At 57.0% G+C, this 20,846-nt stretch carries 16 protein-coding genes and 4 pseudogenes; 6 read left to right on the top strand and 14 right to left on the bottom strand.

Features of this window, described 5'->3' with window-relative positions:
* Positions 1 to 69: 69 nt before the first annotated feature.
* Positions 70 to 996, bottom strand: a complete 927-nt coding sequence (locus P9228_RS24400) for a LysR family transcriptional regulator (RefSeq protein ID WP_063169308.1) — start codon at positions 994 to 996, stop codon at positions 70 to 72.
* A gap of 167 nt (positions 997 to 1,163) precedes the next feature.
* A complete protein-coding gene (locus P9228_RS24395; RefSeq protein ID WP_063169309.1) occupies positions 1,164 to 1,565 on the bottom strand; it encodes a hypothetical protein in 402 nt (133 codons plus the stop codon).
* 1,485 nt (positions 1,566 to 3,050) lie between these two features.
* Between P9228_RS24395 and P9228_RS24390 the strand changes: the two genes are divergently transcribed.
* The gene (locus tag P9228_RS24390) at positions 3,051 to 3,398 is read left to right on the top strand and encodes a transposase (RefSeq protein ID WP_063169310.1); all 348 of its coding nucleotides are present in this window, start codon (positions 3,051 to 3,053) and stop codon (positions 3,396 to 3,398) included.
* A 48-nt stretch (positions 3,399 to 3,446) separates the two neighbouring features.
* Here the strand turns inward: P9228_RS24390 and P9228_RS24385 are convergent.
* Positions 3,447 to 3,583: pseudogene (locus P9228_RS24385) on the bottom strand (IS3 family transposase); the annotation flags it as partial.
* Positions 3,584 to 4,111: 528 nt separating this feature from the next.
* Here P9228_RS24385 and P9228_RS24380 point away from each other — a divergent pair.
* Positions 4,112 to 4,486 (top strand): zinc ribbon domain-containing protein, encoded by a 375-nt coding sequence (locus tag P9228_RS24380; RefSeq protein WP_063169311.1) that lies wholly within the window; start codon positions 4,112 to 4,114, stop codon positions 4,484 to 4,486.
* Between the two features lie 55 nt (positions 4,487 to 4,541).
* Here P9228_RS24380 and P9228_RS24375 read toward each other — a convergent pair.
* From P9228_RS24375 to P9228_RS24330, 10 genes and pseudogenes are all read right to left on the bottom strand, one after another.
* A pseudogene (locus tag P9228_RS24375) lies at positions 4,542 to 4,666 on the bottom strand (integrase core domain-containing protein); the annotation flags it as partial.
* Positions 4,667 to 4,690: 24 nt separating this feature from the next.
* Positions 4,691 to 5,593, bottom strand: coding sequence for a CoA ester lyase (locus tag P9228_RS24370; protein ID WP_210326668.1), 903 nt, complete (start codon positions 5,591 to 5,593; stop codon positions 4,691 to 4,693).
* Between the two features lie 133 nt (positions 5,594 to 5,726).
* Entirely contained in the window at positions 5,727 to 6,878 is a 1,152-nt protein-coding gene (locus tag P9228_RS24365; protein ID WP_063169312.1) for a CaiB/BaiF CoA-transferase family protein, read from the bottom strand.
* A gap of 11 nt (positions 6,879 to 6,889) precedes the next feature.
* Entirely contained in the window at positions 6,890 to 8,143 is a 1,254-nt protein-coding gene (locus tag P9228_RS24360; protein WP_063170371.1) for a methylaspartate ammonia-lyase, read from the bottom strand.
* 453 nt (positions 8,144 to 8,596) lie between these two features.
* Entirely contained in the window at positions 8,597 to 9,592 is a 996-nt protein-coding gene (locus P9228_RS24355; protein ID WP_063169313.1) for a succinylglutamate desuccinylase/aspartoacylase family protein, read from the bottom strand.
* 319 nt (positions 9,593 to 9,911) lie between these two features.
* The gene (locus tag P9228_RS24350) at positions 9,912 to 10,154 is read right to left on the bottom strand and encodes a hypothetical protein (RefSeq protein WP_127273917.1); all 243 of its coding nucleotides are present in this window, start codon (positions 10,152 to 10,154) and stop codon (positions 9,912 to 9,914) included.
* A gap of 24 nt (positions 10,155 to 10,178) precedes the next feature.
* On the bottom strand, positions 10,179 to 11,957 hold the full coding sequence (locus P9228_RS24345) for an ABC transporter permease subunit (protein ID WP_063169314.1): 1,779 nt from the start codon (positions 11,955 to 11,957) through the stop codon (positions 10,179 to 10,181).
* 20 nt (positions 11,958 to 11,977) lie between these two features.
* Complete coding sequence (locus tag P9228_RS24340) at positions 11,978 to 13,066, bottom strand: ABC transporter ATP-binding protein (RefSeq protein ID WP_224570037.1); 1,089 nt, start codon at positions 13,064 to 13,066, stop codon at positions 11,978 to 11,980.
* Between the two features lie 190 nt (positions 13,067 to 13,256).
* Positions 13,257 to 14,363, bottom strand: a complete 1,107-nt coding sequence (locus tag P9228_RS24335; protein WP_063169315.1) for an ABC transporter substrate-binding protein — start codon at positions 14,361 to 14,363, stop codon at positions 13,257 to 13,259.
* A 62-nt stretch (positions 14,364 to 14,425) separates the two neighbouring features.
* The gene (locus tag P9228_RS24330) at positions 14,426 to 15,589 is read right to left on the bottom strand and encodes a M20 aminoacylase family protein (protein ID WP_063169316.1); all 1,164 of its coding nucleotides are present in this window, start codon (positions 15,587 to 15,589) and stop codon (positions 14,426 to 14,428) included.
* 443 nt (positions 15,590 to 16,032) lie between these two features.
* On the opposite strand from P9228_RS24330, the gene P9228_RS24325 reads away from it, so the two are divergent.
* Both P9228_RS24325 and P9228_RS24320 read left to right on the top strand, forming a co-directional pair.
* Positions 16,033 to 16,203, top strand: a complete 171-nt coding sequence (locus P9228_RS24325) for a hypothetical protein (RefSeq protein ID WP_164548526.1) — start codon at positions 16,033 to 16,035, stop codon at positions 16,201 to 16,203.
* A gap of 85 nt (positions 16,204 to 16,288) precedes the next feature.
* Positions 16,289 to 16,920, top strand: a pseudogene (locus tag P9228_RS24320) (IS5 family transposase).
* A 2-nt stretch (positions 16,921 to 16,922) separates the two neighbouring features.
* Here P9228_RS24320 and P9228_RS24315 read toward each other — a convergent pair.
* Positions 16,923 to 18,098, bottom strand: a complete 1,176-nt coding sequence (locus P9228_RS24315) for a Xaa-Pro peptidase family protein (protein WP_063169317.1) — start codon at positions 18,096 to 18,098, stop codon at positions 16,923 to 16,925.
* A gap of 258 nt (positions 18,099 to 18,356) precedes the next feature.
* Between P9228_RS24315 and P9228_RS24310 the strand changes: the two genes are divergently transcribed.
* Both P9228_RS24310 and P9228_RS24305 read left to right on the top strand, forming a co-directional pair.
* Positions 18,357 to 18,512, top strand: coding sequence for a hypothetical protein (locus tag P9228_RS24310; protein WP_164548527.1), 156 nt, complete (start codon positions 18,357 to 18,359; stop codon positions 18,510 to 18,512).
* A gap of 155 nt (positions 18,513 to 18,667) precedes the next feature.
* Positions 18,668 to 20,124, top strand: a pseudogene (locus P9228_RS24305) (MFS transporter).
* Positions 20,125 to 20,846 lie beyond the last annotated feature (722 nt).

Genomic DNA, 20,846 nt, shown 5'->3' with positions numbered 1-20,846 from the left:
CATCTGGAATCCAGATCGATCTGTTCCGACAGGAAGGAAGTCATGCCGTTGTTTACAGATCGATGGTTCTCAGGTCGCGTCAGGAGCCGATGCTACCCAGCCCCGGCTCTCAATCAATTCTCTGGCGACCTTCGGAATGAGCTTGCGGACCGCAGAAACGGCCGCAGAACGCTCATCTTTGGGATTTACAGCAAGCACCACGGAGCGGGTAATTACCGGATCGACTATCTTGACCGTCCGGACCAGCCCTTGAGAGGCTTCTTTCTGAACGGCAGACGGGGCGAGAATAGAATGCGCTTTTCCCTCTACGACCATGTTGATGATCGTTGAGAGCGAGTCCACTTCAAACTTGACGTCCATCGCGCAACCGTGTTGTGCGACGACATCAGCCACCGAACGCCTGACATTGTTGTTGCGCATGGGAACCGCCAGGGGGAATGCATGCAGGTCGGCCAGAGATATCGCATCTTCAAACGGTGGCTCGCCGGACGGAACCACCAGACAAAGGTCTTCGCGCGCTAGCACAGTCATTCGCCCCACACTGTCCGCAGTGCGGTACAGAACCGCCAGATTGAAGCGTCCAGCCGCCATCCATTCCTCTAGCGGTCCCGTCATACCCTCGACCATCTTGAGGGACACCTTGGGCAGTTCGTGTCTTACCGTCTCAAGCAGCGGACCGCTCAGGACGCGAGCAGCTCCAGACGGAATGCCAATAGTCACCTCCCCGGCGGGGGAAGCGGCTGTGTTGGTCAATTCCACCTCGGTAATTCGAATTTCTTTGAGAATCGCCCGCGCCCGCTCCAGGAGTTTGGCTCCTGACGCCGTCACGCTCACGCCGGTCCTGTCGCGTATCAGCAGCTGAGTGCCGAAGCCTTCCTCCAATTGGCGCACATGCAGACTCAGCGCACTCTGGGCGACATTCAGAAAGCCAGCGGCCTTCGTGAAACTGCCTGCTTCGACCACGCCAACAAAGTATCTTAACTGCCTGATTTCCACGGGTACTCTTCCGAGGGCGGACTGCAATGATGTAATCTATCTCGAAATGTGATGGCGCGACAGCAATAATTGCAGAGCGACATGACGCCTAACTGTCGTGTCATCTCAGTGTGGTTTGACCAAAACCGTAACCTATGTGTCCAGAATGGACCCAACCCGCCGAGGCTTCAACCGGCCAACTCGGCGCCCTGATCCATGGAGATGATTTCTCGGACCCTTCGAATAACCGGTAGATCGACCATCTTCCCGTCCAATGTGAACGCGCCTTTGCCTTGCGCCGTCGCATCTTTTTCGCCGCGAGGACACGACGGGTCCCTCGAGTTCTTGTGCGCTTGGTGAAAAGCCCCATCGATGTTTAAATGGATCGCCTGCGGCCCCACGAAGTTATCATTGTCTAAGAATCGCCGATGCTTCCTATCGAGCCGAGACTGCCGCATGGGGAACAGAACGGAAAGGTTCGGCGTCAAAAGCAGGTCGAGTTCTGGGGCACCGCCAACAGCTGCACTGAAGTCTTCAGTACCAAGCGCCATTGCAACCAGCGGCGCTAACAAGATGGGAAAGGAGGTCATTGCTATTGCCGCTGGCGGACTTCGGCCGGCCACCCCATTTCCTCTTCCGAGAGGTGAATTGTCCAACCAACCCTGCTGACTAATGACGAGCATGATCGTATCGTCAACGTGTCACAGAATTGCTTGCAAGCTCACGGCCTCAGCTGGGCCAACGAACATTGAACTCCGTGGACGAAGCCTGGACCCGTCGTCATCCAAGTCAATCCGCGCCTCGATGAGGGGACAGATCCTCAATTGGTTCAGCTGGCTTGCAGTATTGCACCTAGCAGTCACGGCGAGGACTGGGATTTGCGAAGAAGGCATTCTCGCAGTGCGGCCGTACGGTACCTCATTCCTGGCACACTGGATTAGATCGCTGGCGACATTAAGATCAGGTGTGACCGAGGTGAAATTTTATGTCGAAAACCTGAAGGCAGGGCGTCAGGCAGGGCGATTACAGAGATCCTATCGGACATGTCATCGCAGTTTCATCCACCATTGCTCGACCGAGGCGACACTCATCGTCCCATCAACCTAATCCATTGGTCGATCACGCCGTTCACGACCCTTGGCGAAGAAGGAATCAGCAGCCCCTAGGCTCAATTGGAAAGCGGGGCGGGGTCCATACGTATCTTCGTTTCCGGGCACCTCATGCTAATGAAGCCGCGACAACAGGTTGGTTATGCACCCAGGTGCTGGCCAATCCGGCTTGACTGGAAAGTTTCATACCCAGGCCTGGCACAGGCGAGCGTGATGCCGCTCTCGCTATGTTGGACCGCAGACGCCGCGACGGCGCATCGACTGGCGCTGGCGAAGCCTAGGACGCGCCAGTCAAGGACCTGCAAAGAGCAAGATCACGCCGCGCGTTGCCTTCAACGCCCATTTGAGCAGAAAGCAACAAGCCTCGCGTATAGCGATCGATGACCGCACGAAGCGCCATCCGGGCTATGATCTCAGTCAGCACTGCCCTAAGGGGTCAGAGGAGGGTTCGGTCAGTCAAGACCTCAGACGGCATGGCCAAGGTCAAGCTGCGAGGATGTGCCACCGCGGGCGCGGCATAACTTGGCGGGCTACAATTTGGTTCGCTTGCCCAGGCTGCTGGCAGCGCCGGTAGTCGGCCGCGCCGGACTGGCACCTACGTCTGGTCCATGAACGGTTGCTTTAGCAAAACCGAAGTCCTCGCCAAAACTCTTCGCCGACGTGCGACGACCGCGCCGGTGCTCGTTCCGGGGTCGGCAAGACGAAGACAGGCCTACTCTGGATTTATGCCCGCGATGACTGATTAGGGAGGGAGCGGACCGCCGGGCGTCTTATGTCTATGCGCCGGACCGAAAAGGCCCAGCGTGCGATCGCTCATCTCGCAGGCTCTCTACCGGAACTTGCAGGTCGACGGCTATAGCGGGCCATCGCTTGCTGGCCGACGAAAAGCGGCTTCACGCTCGCCTTCTGCCATGCCGCGCCCGATCGAGGCGCTAAGAAGGATCCGCGAACTCTAAAAGATCGAGGATGACATCCGTAGCCGAGGCCAACGAGGCCTTGCTGCACGCAGGCAAAAAGTGCTCAACCATCACGGCACTGGACCCAGGGCGGCTAGAGAAGCTCGGCCAAATCAGTCAGAAGACCAAGCTCACAGCGGCGATCCCCTACACGCTCTCGCGCTGGGAAGCGCCTCTCGCGCATCCTGGACGAGGCCATATCAAGATCGACAGCAACGTGGTCGAACGCTCAATCATACGCAACTCTTTTTGCAGCTCCGGCGGTGGCGCTGAGCACTGGTCAGTCATCGTGTCGCTGGGTGATCGCCGGGATTGGCCGGATAGCCTGAAGCTAAGGCCGTCGAGCCAGACCCTCTGACCTGCCACTGAACTTTCAACCAGTGGCGATTAGCCTCGGCCGTTTCTGTTATGGCGCGGTTTGAGCAACGGGCGGAGGCGCGAAGCCTTCATTGAGTGCAGCGTCGGAGCCGGTTGCGGCGAGGGTTCCGGCGAAGACCGCCGGGGTCAAATAGCGAGCGAGGAATGCGGCCTCACGGTGTTGAACAACACCAGGAAAGAACACCCACAGGACCGAGGAACGCAAGTTTCTTTATCCGTGGCATCCTTGGGCCGGGCGTTGTGTTCACGTTCATGAGGTGATCGAGAACGCCGACCGGGAGGTTTTCCGCTGCAGTCTCTCCCGCCACGCCTCCGATCGGTGGCTGGAAGTTCCGGCCTGGATGTTTGATCGCGGTCTGCACCGCGTGGCGCATTGCCCTGCCCCACATATCGATCCCAGAACGCTTGGCGTCTTGGTGACACTGCTGCAGGACCCGACGGCCAATTCCCACACCCCATCGCAATTGGAGGATTCGGGCGCAGCATCGGGTCCTCACGAAGCGAACCGGGGAGAGGTCCATACCGCGCCAGCCTACGACATATCAGTTCGATCTTCTCCAACCCGCACGACGCGCAGACCGCGCAGATGCCGCCATTCGCTCGCGCAGCCGCCGTAAGGCGCGAGATGCTGGCGCTGATTCCGGGTGCACACGAAGGCTACGTCGGCTGGGAAAGGCGGAAGCGATCCGCAAGATGGTGAGCGACCACGTGCCCACGAGCCGGCATCACGGGGCGCCCAAGCATGGCGACGCTCTGCTCGCCGACCTTGTCCGCTGCCGGCGCTGCGGCCGCGAGCTGACGGTCCGCTACACGGGAACCAAGCACAACATTCCGCGCTATTCCTGCTGGCGTGGTCTGCTTGACAATGGCGAGCCGCGTTGCATCGCCTTCGGTGGACTCGCGTCGATCGAAGGCGTTCATCCTCTGCCGGACGGTCCATGGGTCTTCAGCCGATCAACGCTTGACGAACCGGCGGCTCAGCGCATCGTTCATCGCGCGCGGCAAAACCCAAAATACCCCATGGGATCGCATCCAGATCAGCAAAACCTATTCACTCAAATGACATAGACAGATGAGTGTTATGAACAGGATTTAGGTCCTGCCTCCATTCGGCAGTGGCACTGCGGGCGTGGTCGAGGCCGAAGAACAGGCCATCGTTCAACAGCTCGTCTCGCATTCGGCCGTTGAGGGAATCGCGTAGCCATTTTGCATCGGCTTGCCCGGCGCGGTGTAGTGCCATTCGCTCCTGTTCAGCCGCTGATAACAGGCCAGTCAGTTGTTGCCCACAAGAATCAGGATCTCGTGGGCGCGCCGCACCACTGGCGGATCTATCATTTTGCCATTCAACGAGAATGCGGACAGTCCACGCGTGGCGGCATCATTTGCCGCCGCGACAACTTTATGGGCCCACTCGAGCTCCTGGGCGCTTGGCGAGAAAGCCTCATTGAATATGGCCACCTGTGTCGGATGGATCGCCAAAGCTCCGGCAAAGCCAAGCCGCCGCGCCCGCACCGCGGCCTCACGAAGTTTATGCGTGTCCGAGAACTCGCCGATGCTTCCTATGAAGCCCAGCGGGAGCAAGCCGGCCGCGCGGGCGGCAAACAGAACAGAAAGGTTCGGCGTCAAAAGAAGGTCGAATCCTGGGGCGCCGCCAACAGCGGCGCTGAAGTCTTCAGGGCCAAGCGCCATTGCGACCATCCTTGGATGCGCCGACGCAATGGCCGCAAGCCTTTGCAAGGCGCCCGGGGTCTCAATCTGGGCAAGGAACCGGATGCCTCCCTGCGGAAGATTTCTTTCACGTTCTAGTTCCGAAACCGCATTCGCGATCTCTATAACCCACTCTGCCGAATCCGTCTTCGGAAGAACCAGTGCGTCAACACCCGCCATCACGGCTGCATCGAGATCGGCCGCCAAGGCGCGCAGACCATGATTCACGCGGACCAAAACAGATGCGCCTTTCCGGCCCACCTCTGCCACGCATTCAGGAAGCTGCTGCCGTGACTCTCCTTTCCGATCCTGGGGCACGGAATCCTCCAGGTCGAGAATGACGCCATCTGCGCCCCGCTCATGGGCCGTCTCTACAAAGCGCGGAACGTGAACAGGAACGAAGAGCAGGGATCTCCAGCGCGGTACAGACATCGCGCCTTCAACGGCCGCAAAGGTGTCCTTGATCATGGAGACGCCTTTGCGGCCGATTTTAGCGCGGGCGCTGCCAGTGAGCTTTCTAGGCGGCCGGTGCGCTGAAATGATCCGAGGTACACAGGCATTTTGTAAACCGCGAGCAGTCTCACCTTACTGAAACGCGCGCTCACGCTGACGCGGCTCTTTCGCGCAAAAGCGCCCGCACCTCCTCGCGGACAGCCTCGGTATGAGAGCCAAGAGCCGGGACTGGGCGAAGCGAGGGGAGCTCCGAGTTGAAAATCGCCGCCGGCGCTATCGTCTCGACGGCTCCATCGGGTGTTCCAACCTGCACCCTGCGAATGTGTGGATGCTTTGAAACATCCACCACTTCGTTCAGTCGGCCATATGCCAGGCCGGCCGCCTCGAGCTCCTGCATCGCATCGTGGCAGGATAGTTCAAAAAACCGCTGTTCAATGATCTCATCAAGTTGCGCACGATGAGCGAGGCGCTCCATATTGTCAGCAAAACCAGGTGCGCGTGTGAGCCCGGACTGCTTCAGGAATTTCTCGCAGAAATTCACCCATTCGCGGTCATTCTGAACCGAAAAGATGACCTCTTTGCCGTCGGCACAGCGATAGGCACCATACGGCGCGAGCGACGGGTGTTTCACGCCTGCGCGTACCGTCTGGTAGCCGCTGTAATCATTTTGCAAAACCGGCACGTTCATCCAGTCGGCGACGGCATCAAACAGTGACACCTGGATGCTGGTCCCTTCGCCGGTGACCTCGCGGTGGTACAGTGCCTGAAGAATGGCGCTGTGCGCTGTCATGCCCGCCGAGATATCGCAAACCGAGACCCCTACACGCGCAGGCCCCTGTTGGTTGCCGGTGATAGCGCATAGACCTGTTTCGGCCTGGACGATCAGATCGTAGGCCTTCAAATGGGAATACGGCCCTGACTCCCCGAAACCAGAAATGTCGCAGGTGATCAGCCGCGGATATCGTCGACGCAGATCAGCGGACGCGAACCCCAGTTTTTCTATGCTGCCCGGCTTTAGATTCTGGATGAAGACATCAGCACTGGCAATGAGCGTGTCGAGGACGGCGCGATCCGCCTCCAACCTCAGGTCTAGACAGACCGACTCCTTACCCCGGTTGAGCCAGACGAAGTACGCGCTCTGCCCCCGCACCAGCTTGTCGTAGTTTCGGGCAAAGTCCCCTTCGGGCCTTTCGACCTTGATCACCCGGGCGCCTGCGTCAGCAAGGCGAGACGATGCGTAGGGAGCTGCAACGGCCTGTTCGACCGCCACAACCGTGATGTCCTTGAGACTGTTTAGCATCAGGGCGCTTCCTACGCGGCTTTCAGGTTTTGTGCCCGACGCCGATCAAGCATGGCGAGCAACCGATTTTGTTCGTTGCCTACAATGGAAAGACCTTCGTCGATGCCCATGCCAGGCTTCGCGAGCATCATGTCCGCCTGTGTTGCCACCGAAATGTGAACCGTCGCTCGCGCGGAGAGATCCGTCTCGCTGCAGCTGCCTCCCACATAGGCGTCCACGTTGTTCTCTTTGCACAGAAGCACCGCACGGGCGCTGTCGGCGATCGAGCCCACGTCCGGCGTCTTGATCTGCACGAGATGGGTCGCCTTAGCCTCCGCAAACAGACGCACATCCTCTAAGGTGTTGCAGCGTTCATCGACAACGATGCGCGCACGTGACGCGCGCGCATTCAGAATGCCGACGATCTGCCCGTAATTTTCGACCTGCGCCGGCGTAGACCCGAAGTCGGCTGGCGATTCGATATTCACCGTGAACTCCGGAACCGCGTCAGCAACCTTACTGATGAAGTCGGCGATGCGCTGGACGTCGAGCCCGATCTCCATACCGATCCAGCCGTACACATCGAAATGCAGCACCGGAGAATAGTCTGGTTGGCCGATTTGCTTGACGCGGTGCGCCACCCATTTGACGAAATCCAGAAAGGTTTCTCCCCCAACGCCGAATTTGCTACGCGAGTTGATGAGGCCATGCGGGATCACATCCACCCCCTTCAGGATCATTTTATCGACATTGATTTCGCGCGCATCACCGCTCTGGCAATAAATTGGGACACGACGATGCGGCATGGATAGGCAAAATTCCGAACAAACCACCTCCGCCATGGTACGACGCGCAGCATGGGCAGCAGCGCTTAAAAGGGCTTGGCTGACCCCATATTCGATGCATAGTGGGAGTCGTTTCCCAGTATGGAGATCGAAGACACTGGAGCAGGCTGTCAAAAAGCTGGACGCATCAATGTTTAAGAGCCGCGGGACAACAACACGTGACGTGAGATCCATGATGGCTCCGACGTCAAACAGGGGGTCACGCCCGCCAGCCCCTGAGTATTGCACTCCCATCATATCGCCCCAGGCGACCATATCGTCTTCCAGGACAAGCCCGACGCTTAAGCAAGCTGCCGGAACACGGATATCACGGAAGCCGGGCGTCAATGGCTCGCCGACGTAAACAAAACCGTCCTGGCCAACCCCTGCCCTAATGGCAGCTTGATCGTCATAAAAGAAGGCGCCGTTGCCGGGCGTGAGAATGACGTCTTTGATCTGCACTGAATTATACTCGAGTTTGGCCAAGCTATGAGCTGCGGCCGGATTTGCGCGCTCTGTCCTAAGTTATGCCCCGTTCGGAATCGGTTTTGCCAATATAAAGCCCCGAACGTGCCCATCTCGTTTTAAGATACGATAAAGTTGTTTTACGGGCGTCAGCGGGGACGGCACCGTCCGCCTCCCCTCTTGGTCGCGGTGCGCCGGATCGTCGCCCCTGCTTCCATAACAGAAGCTAGGCGATCAATCCGTCCGGCCAGCTCCCATCTCGGACCGCCACTTTCAACCATGGTTAGTATAAACCAAGCGATCAAGGATCAAGCAATCTTTTTGGCATGATTTTGGAAGACAGGATCAGCCGCTGATCGATCCGAGGAGCTGGCCTATAAGCTCCAGTCGAGGCCAGTGCCTTCATACCGGAGTTACTACAGCTGGCCAAGGCGCGGCTAATCTGTACCTCTAGTTATGCAGCGGCCGCGCAAGGATGGCTACCCCTTCATTGCGGTCGACATGCGCGCCCGATCCTATGGCTAGGACGATTGATGGCCCAGGCGCTCGGATGTCAATGGACGGAGCGGAAACAGAATCCATAGAGTGTAGGATACCTATAAGATCTCCCGACCTCACTTCATCCAACACAGAGCAGCGAGGTTCGAAGATACCCTGCGCGGGCGATTTCAACTCGTCTGATATCAGCGTCTCAAGGGTCTGACTGGACCTTTTGTTACGGAAAGACACGTCCTCGACTTTTCCTTCGACGAGTCCAAGCATAACGAGCGCGTTGCGAACTCCAGCTTCATAAATCGCTAGAGCTTCTGCGCTAACCGTACCACCGCCGAATTCCGCGCAAACGAATACCTTCCCTAGGCTATGTGCCCAACTGTCGAACATCCCAGCCGTGTCGTCATGTTGCCAGAGCAATGTTACGGGCAGCTTAAATGCCGCTGCCATTGCGAGCGTCTTAGCCATGAGATCCGCATCAGCAATTGGATGCGTGATGACCGCCGGGGGAAAATCCCACGTTGGGCCGAAGCTGTGCAGATCGAAAACGATGTCGGCATTTGGCAACAATACGCGTGAAACCGCATCCGCGATTCGTTCCGTAACAGACCCGTCGGCACGGCCCGGAAACACGCGGTTCAGATTCAAACCATCAAGCGGAGTATTGCGGCTCCATGCTTGAACTGCCAATGGATTAAGCACTGGCAGCACGATGATCCTACCACTGGTTTGCGCTTGTGGCAGCCACTCGATAAGCCGCCGCGCGACTAATGGCCCCTCCATTTCATTGCCATGATTCCCACCGGTGATAAGAAGGCGCGGTCCATCGCCCTTATTAAGACTAAAAACCGGAAGCGAGAACTCTTCATGGTCGGCGCCTCCCGGCACAACGAGGTGTCCTCTGCTCACGCCATGCGCATCGAGATCAAACGTAAGATGTGGTGCTTCGTTCATTGCTTAACCTATTGCGGGTGATCTGGCGACTTTGACCGGGCATATGGTCTTGTACACGGCTATTTTTTTCGCCTGGAACTATGCACACGCGGTCACCACTTCGCCAATATAATGTCCGAGACGGCACCATCGCGTTTTCAGATGACCAGGGCTCGCTCTGCTGACCTGTCCCTTGGTTCGTCACCTTGATCCCGGTGCACTAAGGGAGGAGGAAGGTCAAAGTCGCGGTGGGTAGCCGATTTCAGAAATCGCGCGATCAGCCGGTTGACGTTGGCTAGCTGTTCGTTGTTCAGACGGGCGAAGGATCTGTGCGATCCGGTCAGCGCCGTTGACCTCGAATTCCATCCTGGCGCGCAGCAAGAGGATCGGCAGGTCTGAGCTTGCTGGCGAGCAAGGCCGGCCGATCCCAGACATAGTCCGAATCCTTGATCCGCATGTGCCAGATGATAATTGCAAGAGCTTTACTGGTTTCCGTTTTGGACCAGGTGGCCATTTTATCCGCCCGTTGAAGCCCCGAACAGATGCTTGTCGCCAGTCCGTAGGAATAGGTCGGACGCATCATCAGGAAGTGGATCTGCCACGCCAGTTAGGCAGCGGCTTCCTGTAATGTTCGCTGCATGCTCGGTCGAGAACGCCACCAGACGGCATAGAGGACAAGCATCCAGATTAAAGGCAGAAGCATCAAAAGAGAAGCGACTGCAGCAATCGTCGGGTCGATTTGGTGGCGGATATTCTCCAGCATCTTCAAGGGCAACGTCCGCACCGACAGACCGCCGACCAAAGACGTTATGACCGCTTCATCGAATGACTGGAGGAATGCGAACATGGCGCCGCCGATCACTCCCGGCCTGATTAACGGCAGTGTTACGCGAAAAAACGTTTGCAGTGGTCCGGCACGCATACTCTTGGCCGCCTGCTCTAACGTCCGATCGAAGTTGGCCAACGTCGCAGAAACGATCACCACCACAATTCCAACAGCGCCGATACTGTGAGCGAGGGCGATACCACCCTTTGTGCCGATTAGACCAATCTGGATGAGACCCAGATAAGTCGCGATACCGACCACGATAACTGGAAAGGTGATAGGCGTGATTATGATCATTGTCAGCACGCCGCGAAGTCTTGCGCTTATTCGGCTCAATCCGAAAGCAGCAAGTGTTCCCAATAGAGTAGAAATAACAGCTACCTCGACACCAATCTCGACGCTGGTCCAAGCTGCTCCGCTCCAAGATGCATCGCCGAAAAACGAGCGATACCATTGAAGCGACAGGCCCGAAGGCGGAAATTGCAAAAATGCCCCGGAACTGAACGACATGATGACAACGATTATCCCTGGGAATAAAAGAAAGGCCATCACCAAAACGATAAAAACGATCGCGACGACTTTAGGCCATCGCCTTTCCGCCCCAGGCACGTAGCGCCGTCCCGTCCACCGTTTGACACGATAGGGACGCAGAATTTCGCTGAAGTTTCGTTTGATAACAAGAACAATGGGTAGTCGGGACATCGAGCCCTTCGGAGCTCGAGTTTGGCTTTGCTCTTGTTTGCCGGAGAGGTCAAGCCCGACCATGGAAAGCACCACAATGGCAAACCCGAGAAGGATGAAGGACGCAGCGGCAATGCGCGGAATATCGAACGAGCTATTCACCTCGGCCGCAATGAAGGTTGAAAGCATGGCATCGCGCAATCCCCCAAGTGCCGCCGGCGTGATATAGAATCCTAGGCAGAACACAAAAACTAGGAGCGAGCCACTCCGTGCGCCTGGAATGCTAAGGGGGAGAAATACACGCCTGAAAGCGGTGAAAGGTCCCGCTCCCATACTGCGTGCAGCAGCCATCAAGGACCGATCGATCCCCATCATCGCACTAACCAAGGGAAGTATCATCATCGGCAGCATGATGTGGACCATGCCAATATAGACCGCGGTTCGGTTATAGATGAGTTGCAGAGGTCGATCGATCAATCCGACGTCCAGCAAGATGTTGTTGATGACCCCGCGATCCCCAAGAATAACAATCCATGCGTAGGTACGCGCCAGCCCACTGGTCAAATAGGGGATGATCACGAGAGCGATGAGCGTCATGCGCAGAGTCTTGGATGCCGTGACGATCAGATACGCGGTTGGATAGCCTACGATTAAGCAGATGGCAGTTGCGACCAGACTTATTTCTATCGTTTGAAAGAGCACCCGCACATTAGCTGGCTGGGCGAAAAACGCTCCGTAGTATTGGAACGAGAAATCGGGGGCATTGACACTGCTTAGGAAAAGCAAGGTTATAGGGGCACCGAAAACCACAAGCAAAAGCGCGAACGCGGGCGCGGTTAACCCAAGTGGCACCTTGGCCATTCTGCGCAAAAGCTTCATGGATATCCCTTATCAATCGCTTATGGCGAAACGAAGCGAATGTCTGACCGCAGCCACGTGAGGCAAACCTCCTCGCCTGGCTGGAAAACAGGTTGGTCTGCCGCGACATGTTCCCGGACGATGAGAACATTGTTGCCAACGCGAACATGGTATTTTCGCAGAGGGCCGGCAAAAATCATATCGTCGACCGCACCGGCAACATATTGCCGCTGGTCCGTTTGAGCCCACTCCGCAGTCTTCGGAAGTACACTGATGCGCTCTGGCCTTATCATCGCAACGGTGCCGATTTGCGGCGCGTTGCCCCCTCTGGCCAGCAACAAGGCATCCTCGAGAATGTTCGCCTCACCCAGAAATTTAGCGACAAAGCACGATGATGGCCGATCATAGAGGGCCTCTGGTGTATCGATTTGCTCGACACGTCCTGCGCGCATTACAACAATCCGGTCTGACAGAGTAAGCGCCTCCTCCTGGTCATGCGTAACGCACACCGTCGTGATACCGAACTCCTTGTGCAAGCTCTTCATCTCGATCTGCATCTGCTCACGCAGGTTACGGTCGAGTGCGCCAAGCGGTTCATCAAGTAATAGGAAGGGTGGATCGGCAATCAGCGCGCGGGCTAGCGCCACGCGCTGCTGCTGACCGCCACTCAATTGGGATGGCATGCGACCGCCGAATTCCCCTAGATGCACGCGCTCAAGCATACGGGCTACCCGAACCTTCCTCTGATCGGGAGCCATGCCCCGCATTTCGAGAGGGAATTCCAGGTTTCGAGCCACTGTGAGATGCGGGAACAGCGCATAGCTCTGGAACACAATTCCTTGATCGCGCCGGTAGGACGGGACCGAAGCCACTGAATGGCCGGCGATCATAATATCACCCGAACTCGGGGCCTCAAAGCCGGCCAAGAGCATCAGGGTAGTGGTCTTACCCGAGCCGCTCGGGCCGAGAATCGTCAAGAACTCGCCGCGACGCACGGTCAGCGACAGATCCCTGACCGCCGGAACACTCCCGTACATCTTGGTAACACTGCTGAACTGAATTTGTGGCACCGATTGGTTCACATCTGCAGCGTCAACTTCCGAACGGGGGGCGGTATTCATTGCGTGCATGTTCACTGTGGCTCCTCCACCATCGCTGGCGTGCATTAGCAGGCATTTGCCGTACCTTCTGCCGTCGTACCCGATGCCGTGAGCGGAGAGGCTAGTGGGCTACCCCGCTCCCCGTCACATTTTCAGCATCAGTTTCGACTTTAGCCCGGTATGGAGTTACCCCGACCGGACTTTCGCACTTCAACCAACCCTACTGCAGGATCCACTCATTCCACCGCTGGATAAGCATCTCAGTGTTGGAAACACCGCTGGGGCCTACCTCATTGTACCATTTGCCGTTGATGGAAACGCTGCTCTTGATGTAATCTGGGTGGGTAGGGAGCTTGCGCGCAACTTTCTCGGGAAGAAGTTTGAACGCATTGCCGTTGCTTGGTCCCTCAGGAAACAATTGGCAAAATGCTGCCTGACGTTCCGCGCGAGTGGCGAATTCGATAAACTTCTGCGCAGCCTTCGCGTTGGGTGAACCCTTTGGAATGACCCAATAATCCCACTGCAGCTTCGCCTGGTTTCGATTGATCTCCGTCGCGGCGCCCTGATCGATCAACAGTAGAGCTCTTCCGTCATACGATTGAGCGATGTCAACGACCTTATCATGCAACATCTGTTGAATCTCTGATCCGCTGCTCCACCACTTACGGATGTGCGGCTTTATTTTGTCCAAACTGGCAAACACCCGGTCGATATCCATCGGGTAGAGCTTATCGGGAGATACACCGTCCGCTAACAGGGCCTCTTCCCAGGGTCCTTCTGAACCAAACTGGCCGGACACCAAGGTGCGAACGCCGGGAAACTTATCAGCATCCCAGAATTCAGCCCAGTTTGTCGGCCGGGGTTTATCAGCTGGGAATACGTCTGTGCTATATACCATATTATATGAGTAAATCAAATTTGCCACGCCAAACGGTTGCTTGGCAAATTCATAAATTCCGTCTAGCTCTTCTTTCCTGAACAAGGAGTAATCAATTTCTTCAAGAATTCCTTTCTTAGCTGCGACCAAGCCGGACCCTTGCGTAAGCGCCCCGACATCTACCGTGACATTGCCCGATTTTACCATCAACTCGACCTGTCCCATACCCATGTCGTCGGTGATTGGGTTGACCTTGATACCGGTCTCAGCTTCAAATGGCTTAGCGTAAGCCTCAATGTTAGCCTTTCCCCAATCGCCGCCGCCTAGCACTACGTTGATCTGGTTGGGTGTTTGGGCCGCAACGCGGCCCGCAATTGAAGACAGAGCGCCAGCCGCCATGGCGGTCGATGTCGCCTGCAGCAATCGTCGGCGATTTATTTCGTATTTCATGTCGTTACCCTCTTCTTGTGATCTCAGCCTTGATTAGCCAAGGTTGTTTTGCTTGGACAATGTCATGGTGCTAGAGCAGCCTCGGCCAAGTTGACCCAGTATCCAATGCCGTATGGCAGTGCTTCATCGTTAAAGTCGTAGGTTGGATTATGGAGAGCAGCAGTCGATCCATTTCCAAGCAGTATACATGCCCCCGGCCGCGCCTCTAGCATGTACGCGAAGTCCTCTGACCCCAAACTAGGTTTGACTTTGGGGTTCACCGATGAATGGCCGACCAGAGCACGCGCCACCTCTGTTGCCCGACGCGTTTGATCGGGATGATTGACAGTGAGGGGCTCCAGGCGGCGATGCTGAAACTCGACCTTCGCCCCGGAAGCGCGTGCAATATTTTCCGCGCACGCCTCAATCTGTTTTTCAGCGAAGTCGCGCAAAATCGGTGACAGTGTCCTGACTGTTCCGGCAATCTCCGCGCGTTCGGGAATGATGTTGTAAGCTTGTCCGGCGTTCAGCTTTGTGACGGAGATCACCAGGGACTCGGTGGGGTCCGTGTTGCGTGAGACTAGTGTCTGCAAGCCTAAAATGATCTGAGCTGCAACAACGACGGGGTCAATTGTCAGATGGGGAGCGGCCGCGTGACCCCCTCTGCCTTTGACCACAATATCGAACTCGTCGAGCGCGGCAAAAATCGAACCTTCGCAAATGCCGAACGCACCAACCTCCATGCCTGGCCAATTGTGCATGCCAAAGACCTGAGATATCCCGAAACGGTCCATGATCCCCTCCTGGACCATTCTTTGGCCGCCGCGGCCATCTTCCTCGGCAGGTTGGAAGATCAGGGCAACGGACCCTTTGAAGTTCCGGGTCGCGGCGAGGTATTTCGCGGCGCCAAGGAGCATTGCAGTATGCCCGTCGTGACCACACGCGTGCATCTGTCCGGACCTTTTCGACGTCCAAGGTTTGCCTGAAGCTTCGAGTATAGGCAGAGCGTCCATGTCGGCCCGCAACCCGATAGTGGGCCCATCTCCGAGTTGACCTTGGATCAACGCAACCACGCCGGTTTCAGCTATCCTGCACTCGATGTGGTTAATCCCGAAGGAAGCCAGCTTTTCCGCCACAAATGCCGCTGTGTCATTCACCCGATAGTCAAGCTCCGGATTCTCGTGCAGGTACCGGCGCCAAGTCATCGCTTCGATCTCGATCTCCTTGAACCTGTCAACGCCAACCATAGGCACGTTCCCGCATTTGAGTAATTTGGATCAGGCGCCGGTGCGTAATTAATGATCGATGCCACCGGTGTTTTCGTCAAATGCAGTTTGGATATCGTAACCATCTAGAACCGAGATAGCCCCGCGTTCAGGCCTCGGTGTTGGCGCCGGCGACTGCGACCCGATAACAAGCCGTTTGCCCTCAAATGGATAAGCTTCGGCCTTAGAGGACCAGCTGCGAAGTGCTGGCAATCATAAACTCTGGCTCTGCTGGCAACGGCCAATGGCAAAGGTCTGAGTAGGAAGAGCTGTCACCATCGCGACACTCCTCCCCCTCCCACGACCTACTTTCCAGGACTGCATGCGCTTTGCCACTCAATCCGCAAACCGCAGACCCTAGGCGGCGTGGACAAATTCGATGTTAGCAGGGTCGCTTTCCTGCGATCGGGTTGTTAGCATTGGGAATGACACTGGAAGAAGAGAGCGAACGAGCTACGTCGATGCTGATTGGCAAGGTTGTTCGCCGTGTCATGCGCCACCGCGATGGAGAGGTGGTGATCGAGTTTGAGGATGGCAGCCGATTTTTCGCGGATAGCGACAGCCCTCTCGAACTGTCCATCACCTTGGCGGAATAGTATATCCGCCTTACGGAATTTCGGACGTCGATGCGATTGACGTAGCCCAAGAGGATTGATTCAAGGCTGCTTTTTGGAGGCAGGTTTGAGCAGGGGCGATCTCACCGAAGCAGAATGGCGTGTTCTCAAGGGCTTGCTGCCCATCGACCCTGACAAACGCGGCCGAGGTAGACCTCCCAAGCAGAATCGTTCGATCATCAACGGCATTCTCTGGCGGCTCCGCTGCGGCGCTCCATGGCGGGATGTCCCGCCCAAATACGGCAGTTGGAACACCATCTATCGTCGGTTCCGACGCTGGAGCGAGGCCGGGGTCTGGGAGACCGTGGCGGTAATGCTCGCCGAGGTCATGGCGGACAGCGGCCACTACAGCATCGACAGCACCACAGTTCGCGCCCATGTCTCGGCAGCGGGCGGAAAAGGGGGACTCGTGCACCGGACGCCTTCCTTGCGGACAAGGGCTACGATGCCGATACCATTCGCGCCGATCTCGCCGAGCGGAAGATTAAACCCGTCATACCCGGCCGATCAAACCGCCGCGTGAAGATCGAGTATGACCGGGCGCTCTACAAGCAGCGGAACCGAATCGAGCGCATGTTCGGCCACCTCAAAATCAACCGGGCCATTGCCACCCGCTACGATCAATTGGCCAATAGCTTCCTCGGAATGGTCTACCTAGCCACCGCCAGATACTGGCTCAAATTTGTCCACGCCGCCTAGCATCACGCCCGATAAAGTGTTGGCGGGATTTCGCTCAGGAGTTCCGCGCCGCGCTCTGTCACGAGCACGTGTGCGCCGGCACCAAATAGGTAGCCACTTTCGCTGCACAAAATGTTTGGCATGTGCAGGGTCATGCCAGCTCGGAGTGGTTCATTTACATCGGGCTCCAGGCTTAGGTCGCCGCGCTCAGTCCAATTGATGCCAGTTTGGTATCCTGTTCGTTGGCGGAAGACGCCCTTGCGTCCAGATCGCTTCAACACCTCGCCCCCAGCAGCGTGAACGTCCGCCGGCGTAGCACCTGGTCGAATCGAGGAGACAAGGGCCGCAATGACCTCTTCAGCCAAGCCGTGCAAAGATTCGGTTTCGGGATGTTTGCCAAGGACTGCGCATCGAACCATTCCCACTGTATACCCGTGTTTCGAAGCCCCTATCTCCAGAAAGGCAGGTTCGTTGTTGCTGAGAGGATGATGGGTCGCTGGCGCATGGGGCAACTTCACTCGCTCTCCAAACAAAATGGTACCCGGCGCAAGCCCGATATCCCCAGCGGCGTTGCTGGGGTCGTTTGTTACCGCCGCAGCTAGGGCCGCTGCCATTTCGATCTCCGTAATGCCGGGACGAAGCGATTGCTGAAAGGTTCGAATTGCCACGTCAGTGAGTCGAACAGCATCGCGCATACACGCCAACTCAAGTTCTCCTTTCACTGCTGACACTGACGAGACCAGTCGGGTGACGTCAGTAATCTTCAGATCCGGGAGCTGGTCTTGGACTGCGCGCACGTCGGCGGGCGCGAGATTCCAGCAGCCAAGCTCGAAACCGACTCGCTTATTGTCCAGTCCGAGTCGACGCAATACATCGGCGCAGACCCTGCCAAAATCAGGCTGATGTGTATAGGTTTCAATTTCCTCGATGCAGCTATATGAACGTACTGCCTGCTCGTCATATTCTCGGACAACAAATATCGGGACCCGACCCGGCATCAGAATAAGAGGGAAAGGCGCGAAATATCCACCGCTCCCATCGTAGCCGCTGAGATACTTCAAGTGGCCGTGCGCCGTTACTACGATTGCGTCCAAGCCTGCCGTAGCAACCGCATCCAGCACATTGTTTTGCCGGCGCTCATACTCTGATATCGGAAACGGTACACCAGTCAGAGGAATTGCGGAGCGTGTCGTCGCCATATCTCACCTCAATCAGTGTGTCGTGGTTTGGTTGCGCAAAACGCGCGATCGCGTCCATGTTCGAAATTGAACAAAAGCTTCGCCGGCTCATGCGGGGTGACAATCCCCTTTCCTGGCGGCTAGCGTCAAATGCTGTTTTTATATCGGCTGCATCTCGCAGCGAGATGCGCATAGTGCCTTCATCGGCCGCTCAATGCAGGCAACGCTGGTCTCCGACAGCTTTGTTCTCGCCAGAGGATCGCCGACAAAGGCGCCGAGTTGCTCGGCAAGCTCGTCAGCCTCGGCCAGAAGAACCATGCTGACGACCTTGAGCTTGGCAGCGAGTCGGCGCGCCTTCGCATTCTTGCCGGCGAAGCCGCCGACGCCGGGGGAACTGTGCCGGCGCCACGCAACAGCATGTTTGCACTGATGTAAGGCCGCTGCGACACCAGCGACGGCTCTCCGCCGCCACCTCCGCATCTCGCTACCAGATGACACTAATACAAAGACTGCATTTGGCGCATCCGACGTGTAAGAGGATCGTGTCGCGCGAAGTGGTTAAGCTTGGCGGAACCGAATCGGTCGGAGCAATGAGCAAAGCGGCGGGCGCAGATGCGGATGTAGTTTCGCCGAAGACGTTTGCGCCGCTCAGGAATACGACATTTCGCTCAATCTGGTTTAGCCTCTCAAGTCTCTTCCCTTGGCTGGCTGATGCAGACCGTTGCTATCAGCTGGCTAATGGCAACGGTTCCGACCTCCGATCTGATGGTTGCGCTCGAGCAGGCTTCGTCTAACCTGCCCGCTTTCATTTTGTCCATTTTCGCTAGGGGTTCTCGCCGACAACTTCAGCCGTCGAAGAGTCATGTTCGCCGGCCGATGCCTAATGGTAATAGCATCCGCGATGCTACGGCTTCAGTGGTGCTGGGCTTTATCGCCCCGTGGATGATCTTCGGCTTCAGCTTCTTGATCGCAAGTGGTGCCGCGCTCAACGATACCGCCTGGCAGGCTTCTGTTGGCGATATTGTGGACCGACGCGAAGTTCCCGCTGCCGTCACCCTCCTCTCCATTGGCTTCAACACTGCACGGACCGTGGGACCGGCGCTCGCGGCATCATGATTGCGTCGTTCGGACTTATGACGGCTTTCGCTATGTTTACACTCACCTATATGATCCCTTTGGTCACCATATGGCGATGCAAATGGAAGGTTCGCTCCTCACTTCTCCCACGTGAGTCAATGAGGACGGCCATCTATGACAGGCTGCGCTTCACAGCGATGTCATCGGAAATCAAGACGGCGATCGCCCGCGGAACCTTCTTTGGCCTGTCGGGCATCGCCATACTCGCACTGCTGCCATTGGTTGTCCGCGATCAGCTGGGCGAAGGACCGCTCGCCTATGGCACCATCATCGCCGGCTTCGGCACAGGCGCCGTCATGGCTGGCGTCGCCAACAGCCTATTAAGACGGAGCTTGTCAGAAGAGCAACTAATGACGCTGGCATGCGTCGCCTGTGCGGCGTGCTCCCTTTTTCTGGCACTGCCTCTTCCATTGCGAGCGGCGTCCTGTTTCCCCTTCGCGAGGGTCGCGAGGCCGAGCCCGACCCTTTGGAGGAATTCGACGCGCCGGCAGTCGCCCTCAGTCTCAAGCCGAGAAGCGGCCCCATCGTGGTCAAAGTCGAGTACCTCATACTCGTGGAAAATCTAGAAGAATTCCTCGCCATGCGCGGGTGCCGGCATGTACAGAGTCGCGTTGGTGCTCGGCACTGGACTCTCCAGCGCAACCTTCAGGAGCCTGTGCTATGGACGGAGACATTCCGTACGCCGACCTGGACCGACTACCTTCGCCTGAATCATCGCCTTACCGAGGCCGACAAGGAACTGGACGAGAGAATCATCCTCCTCCACAAAGGAAAGCATTCTCCACGAATAACATTGTCAATCGAGCGCCCCACGAGTGCTCCACGCAAGCCTGAGTCATCAACGCCTTTTTTCCCCCGCCATTCAACGAAACGGCCAGCGTGCCACCGCAGGCTGAATGAAGATACATAAGAAGGCACGTCAACTGCTAACCACATCGGGCGGGCAACAAGCATCGCCGCCTTCGGGTATATGACAGACAGAATGTAGCGGACTTGAAAAATGAAAGGCGCTCACCCACCGCCAACATTTCTCGGCTGGTTCCCGGCATTCAAGGTCCTGCGGCTATACGCGAAGGCGGCAAGCCGCGTTGAAGTCGTCGATATTCAGTCGCATCGAAGGACAATGACGTGTTGCCCTGATGCCACTCTCTGCGAGGTTAGCTTGTTTCTCGGATGAGGAGACAGACAATGGTCTGCCCCCTGAAAGGTCCTCCCTGAGGTATGTGTCCATTCTTGAACTCGGCTCGACAATGATAGCGAACCCTGTTGACCGTCGCACTGTCAGTCTCGAATCAAGTGCTCTCCTACAGCAGATGCGATTATCGCCAATGCGTACTGGTAGCGCCCGAAGCGCGCGTTATCGGCAGCCGCCGAGGGCCGTGATGCGGCCGCGATCGAGCCTTGTAGTAACAGACGCGCTCTCCGGTGGTCGGGCCAGCACCTTACCCCTCTTCCCTATGGCCCCAAGGCAGAGCAATTGCCAATGCGGGACATCCCGCTTCTAAGTCTCCTGCAACATTATTGGAGGCCGCGACGGCCCTGCTCGTGACGATCAGGGGTGGTCGCCGCACACCAGCGGGATCATTGCCCCACAAGCGCATCCAGATTCCGGCCGGGCGTTCCGCTGTCAAT

Origin of the sequence: Mesorhizobium sp. WSM4898 (genome assembly GCF_029625845.1) — a bacterium.
Taxonomy (GTDB): domain Bacteria; phylum Pseudomonadota; class Alphaproteobacteria; order Rhizobiales; family Rhizobiaceae; genus Mesorhizobium.
This window is presented reverse-complemented; position numbering and strand designations above follow the sequence as displayed.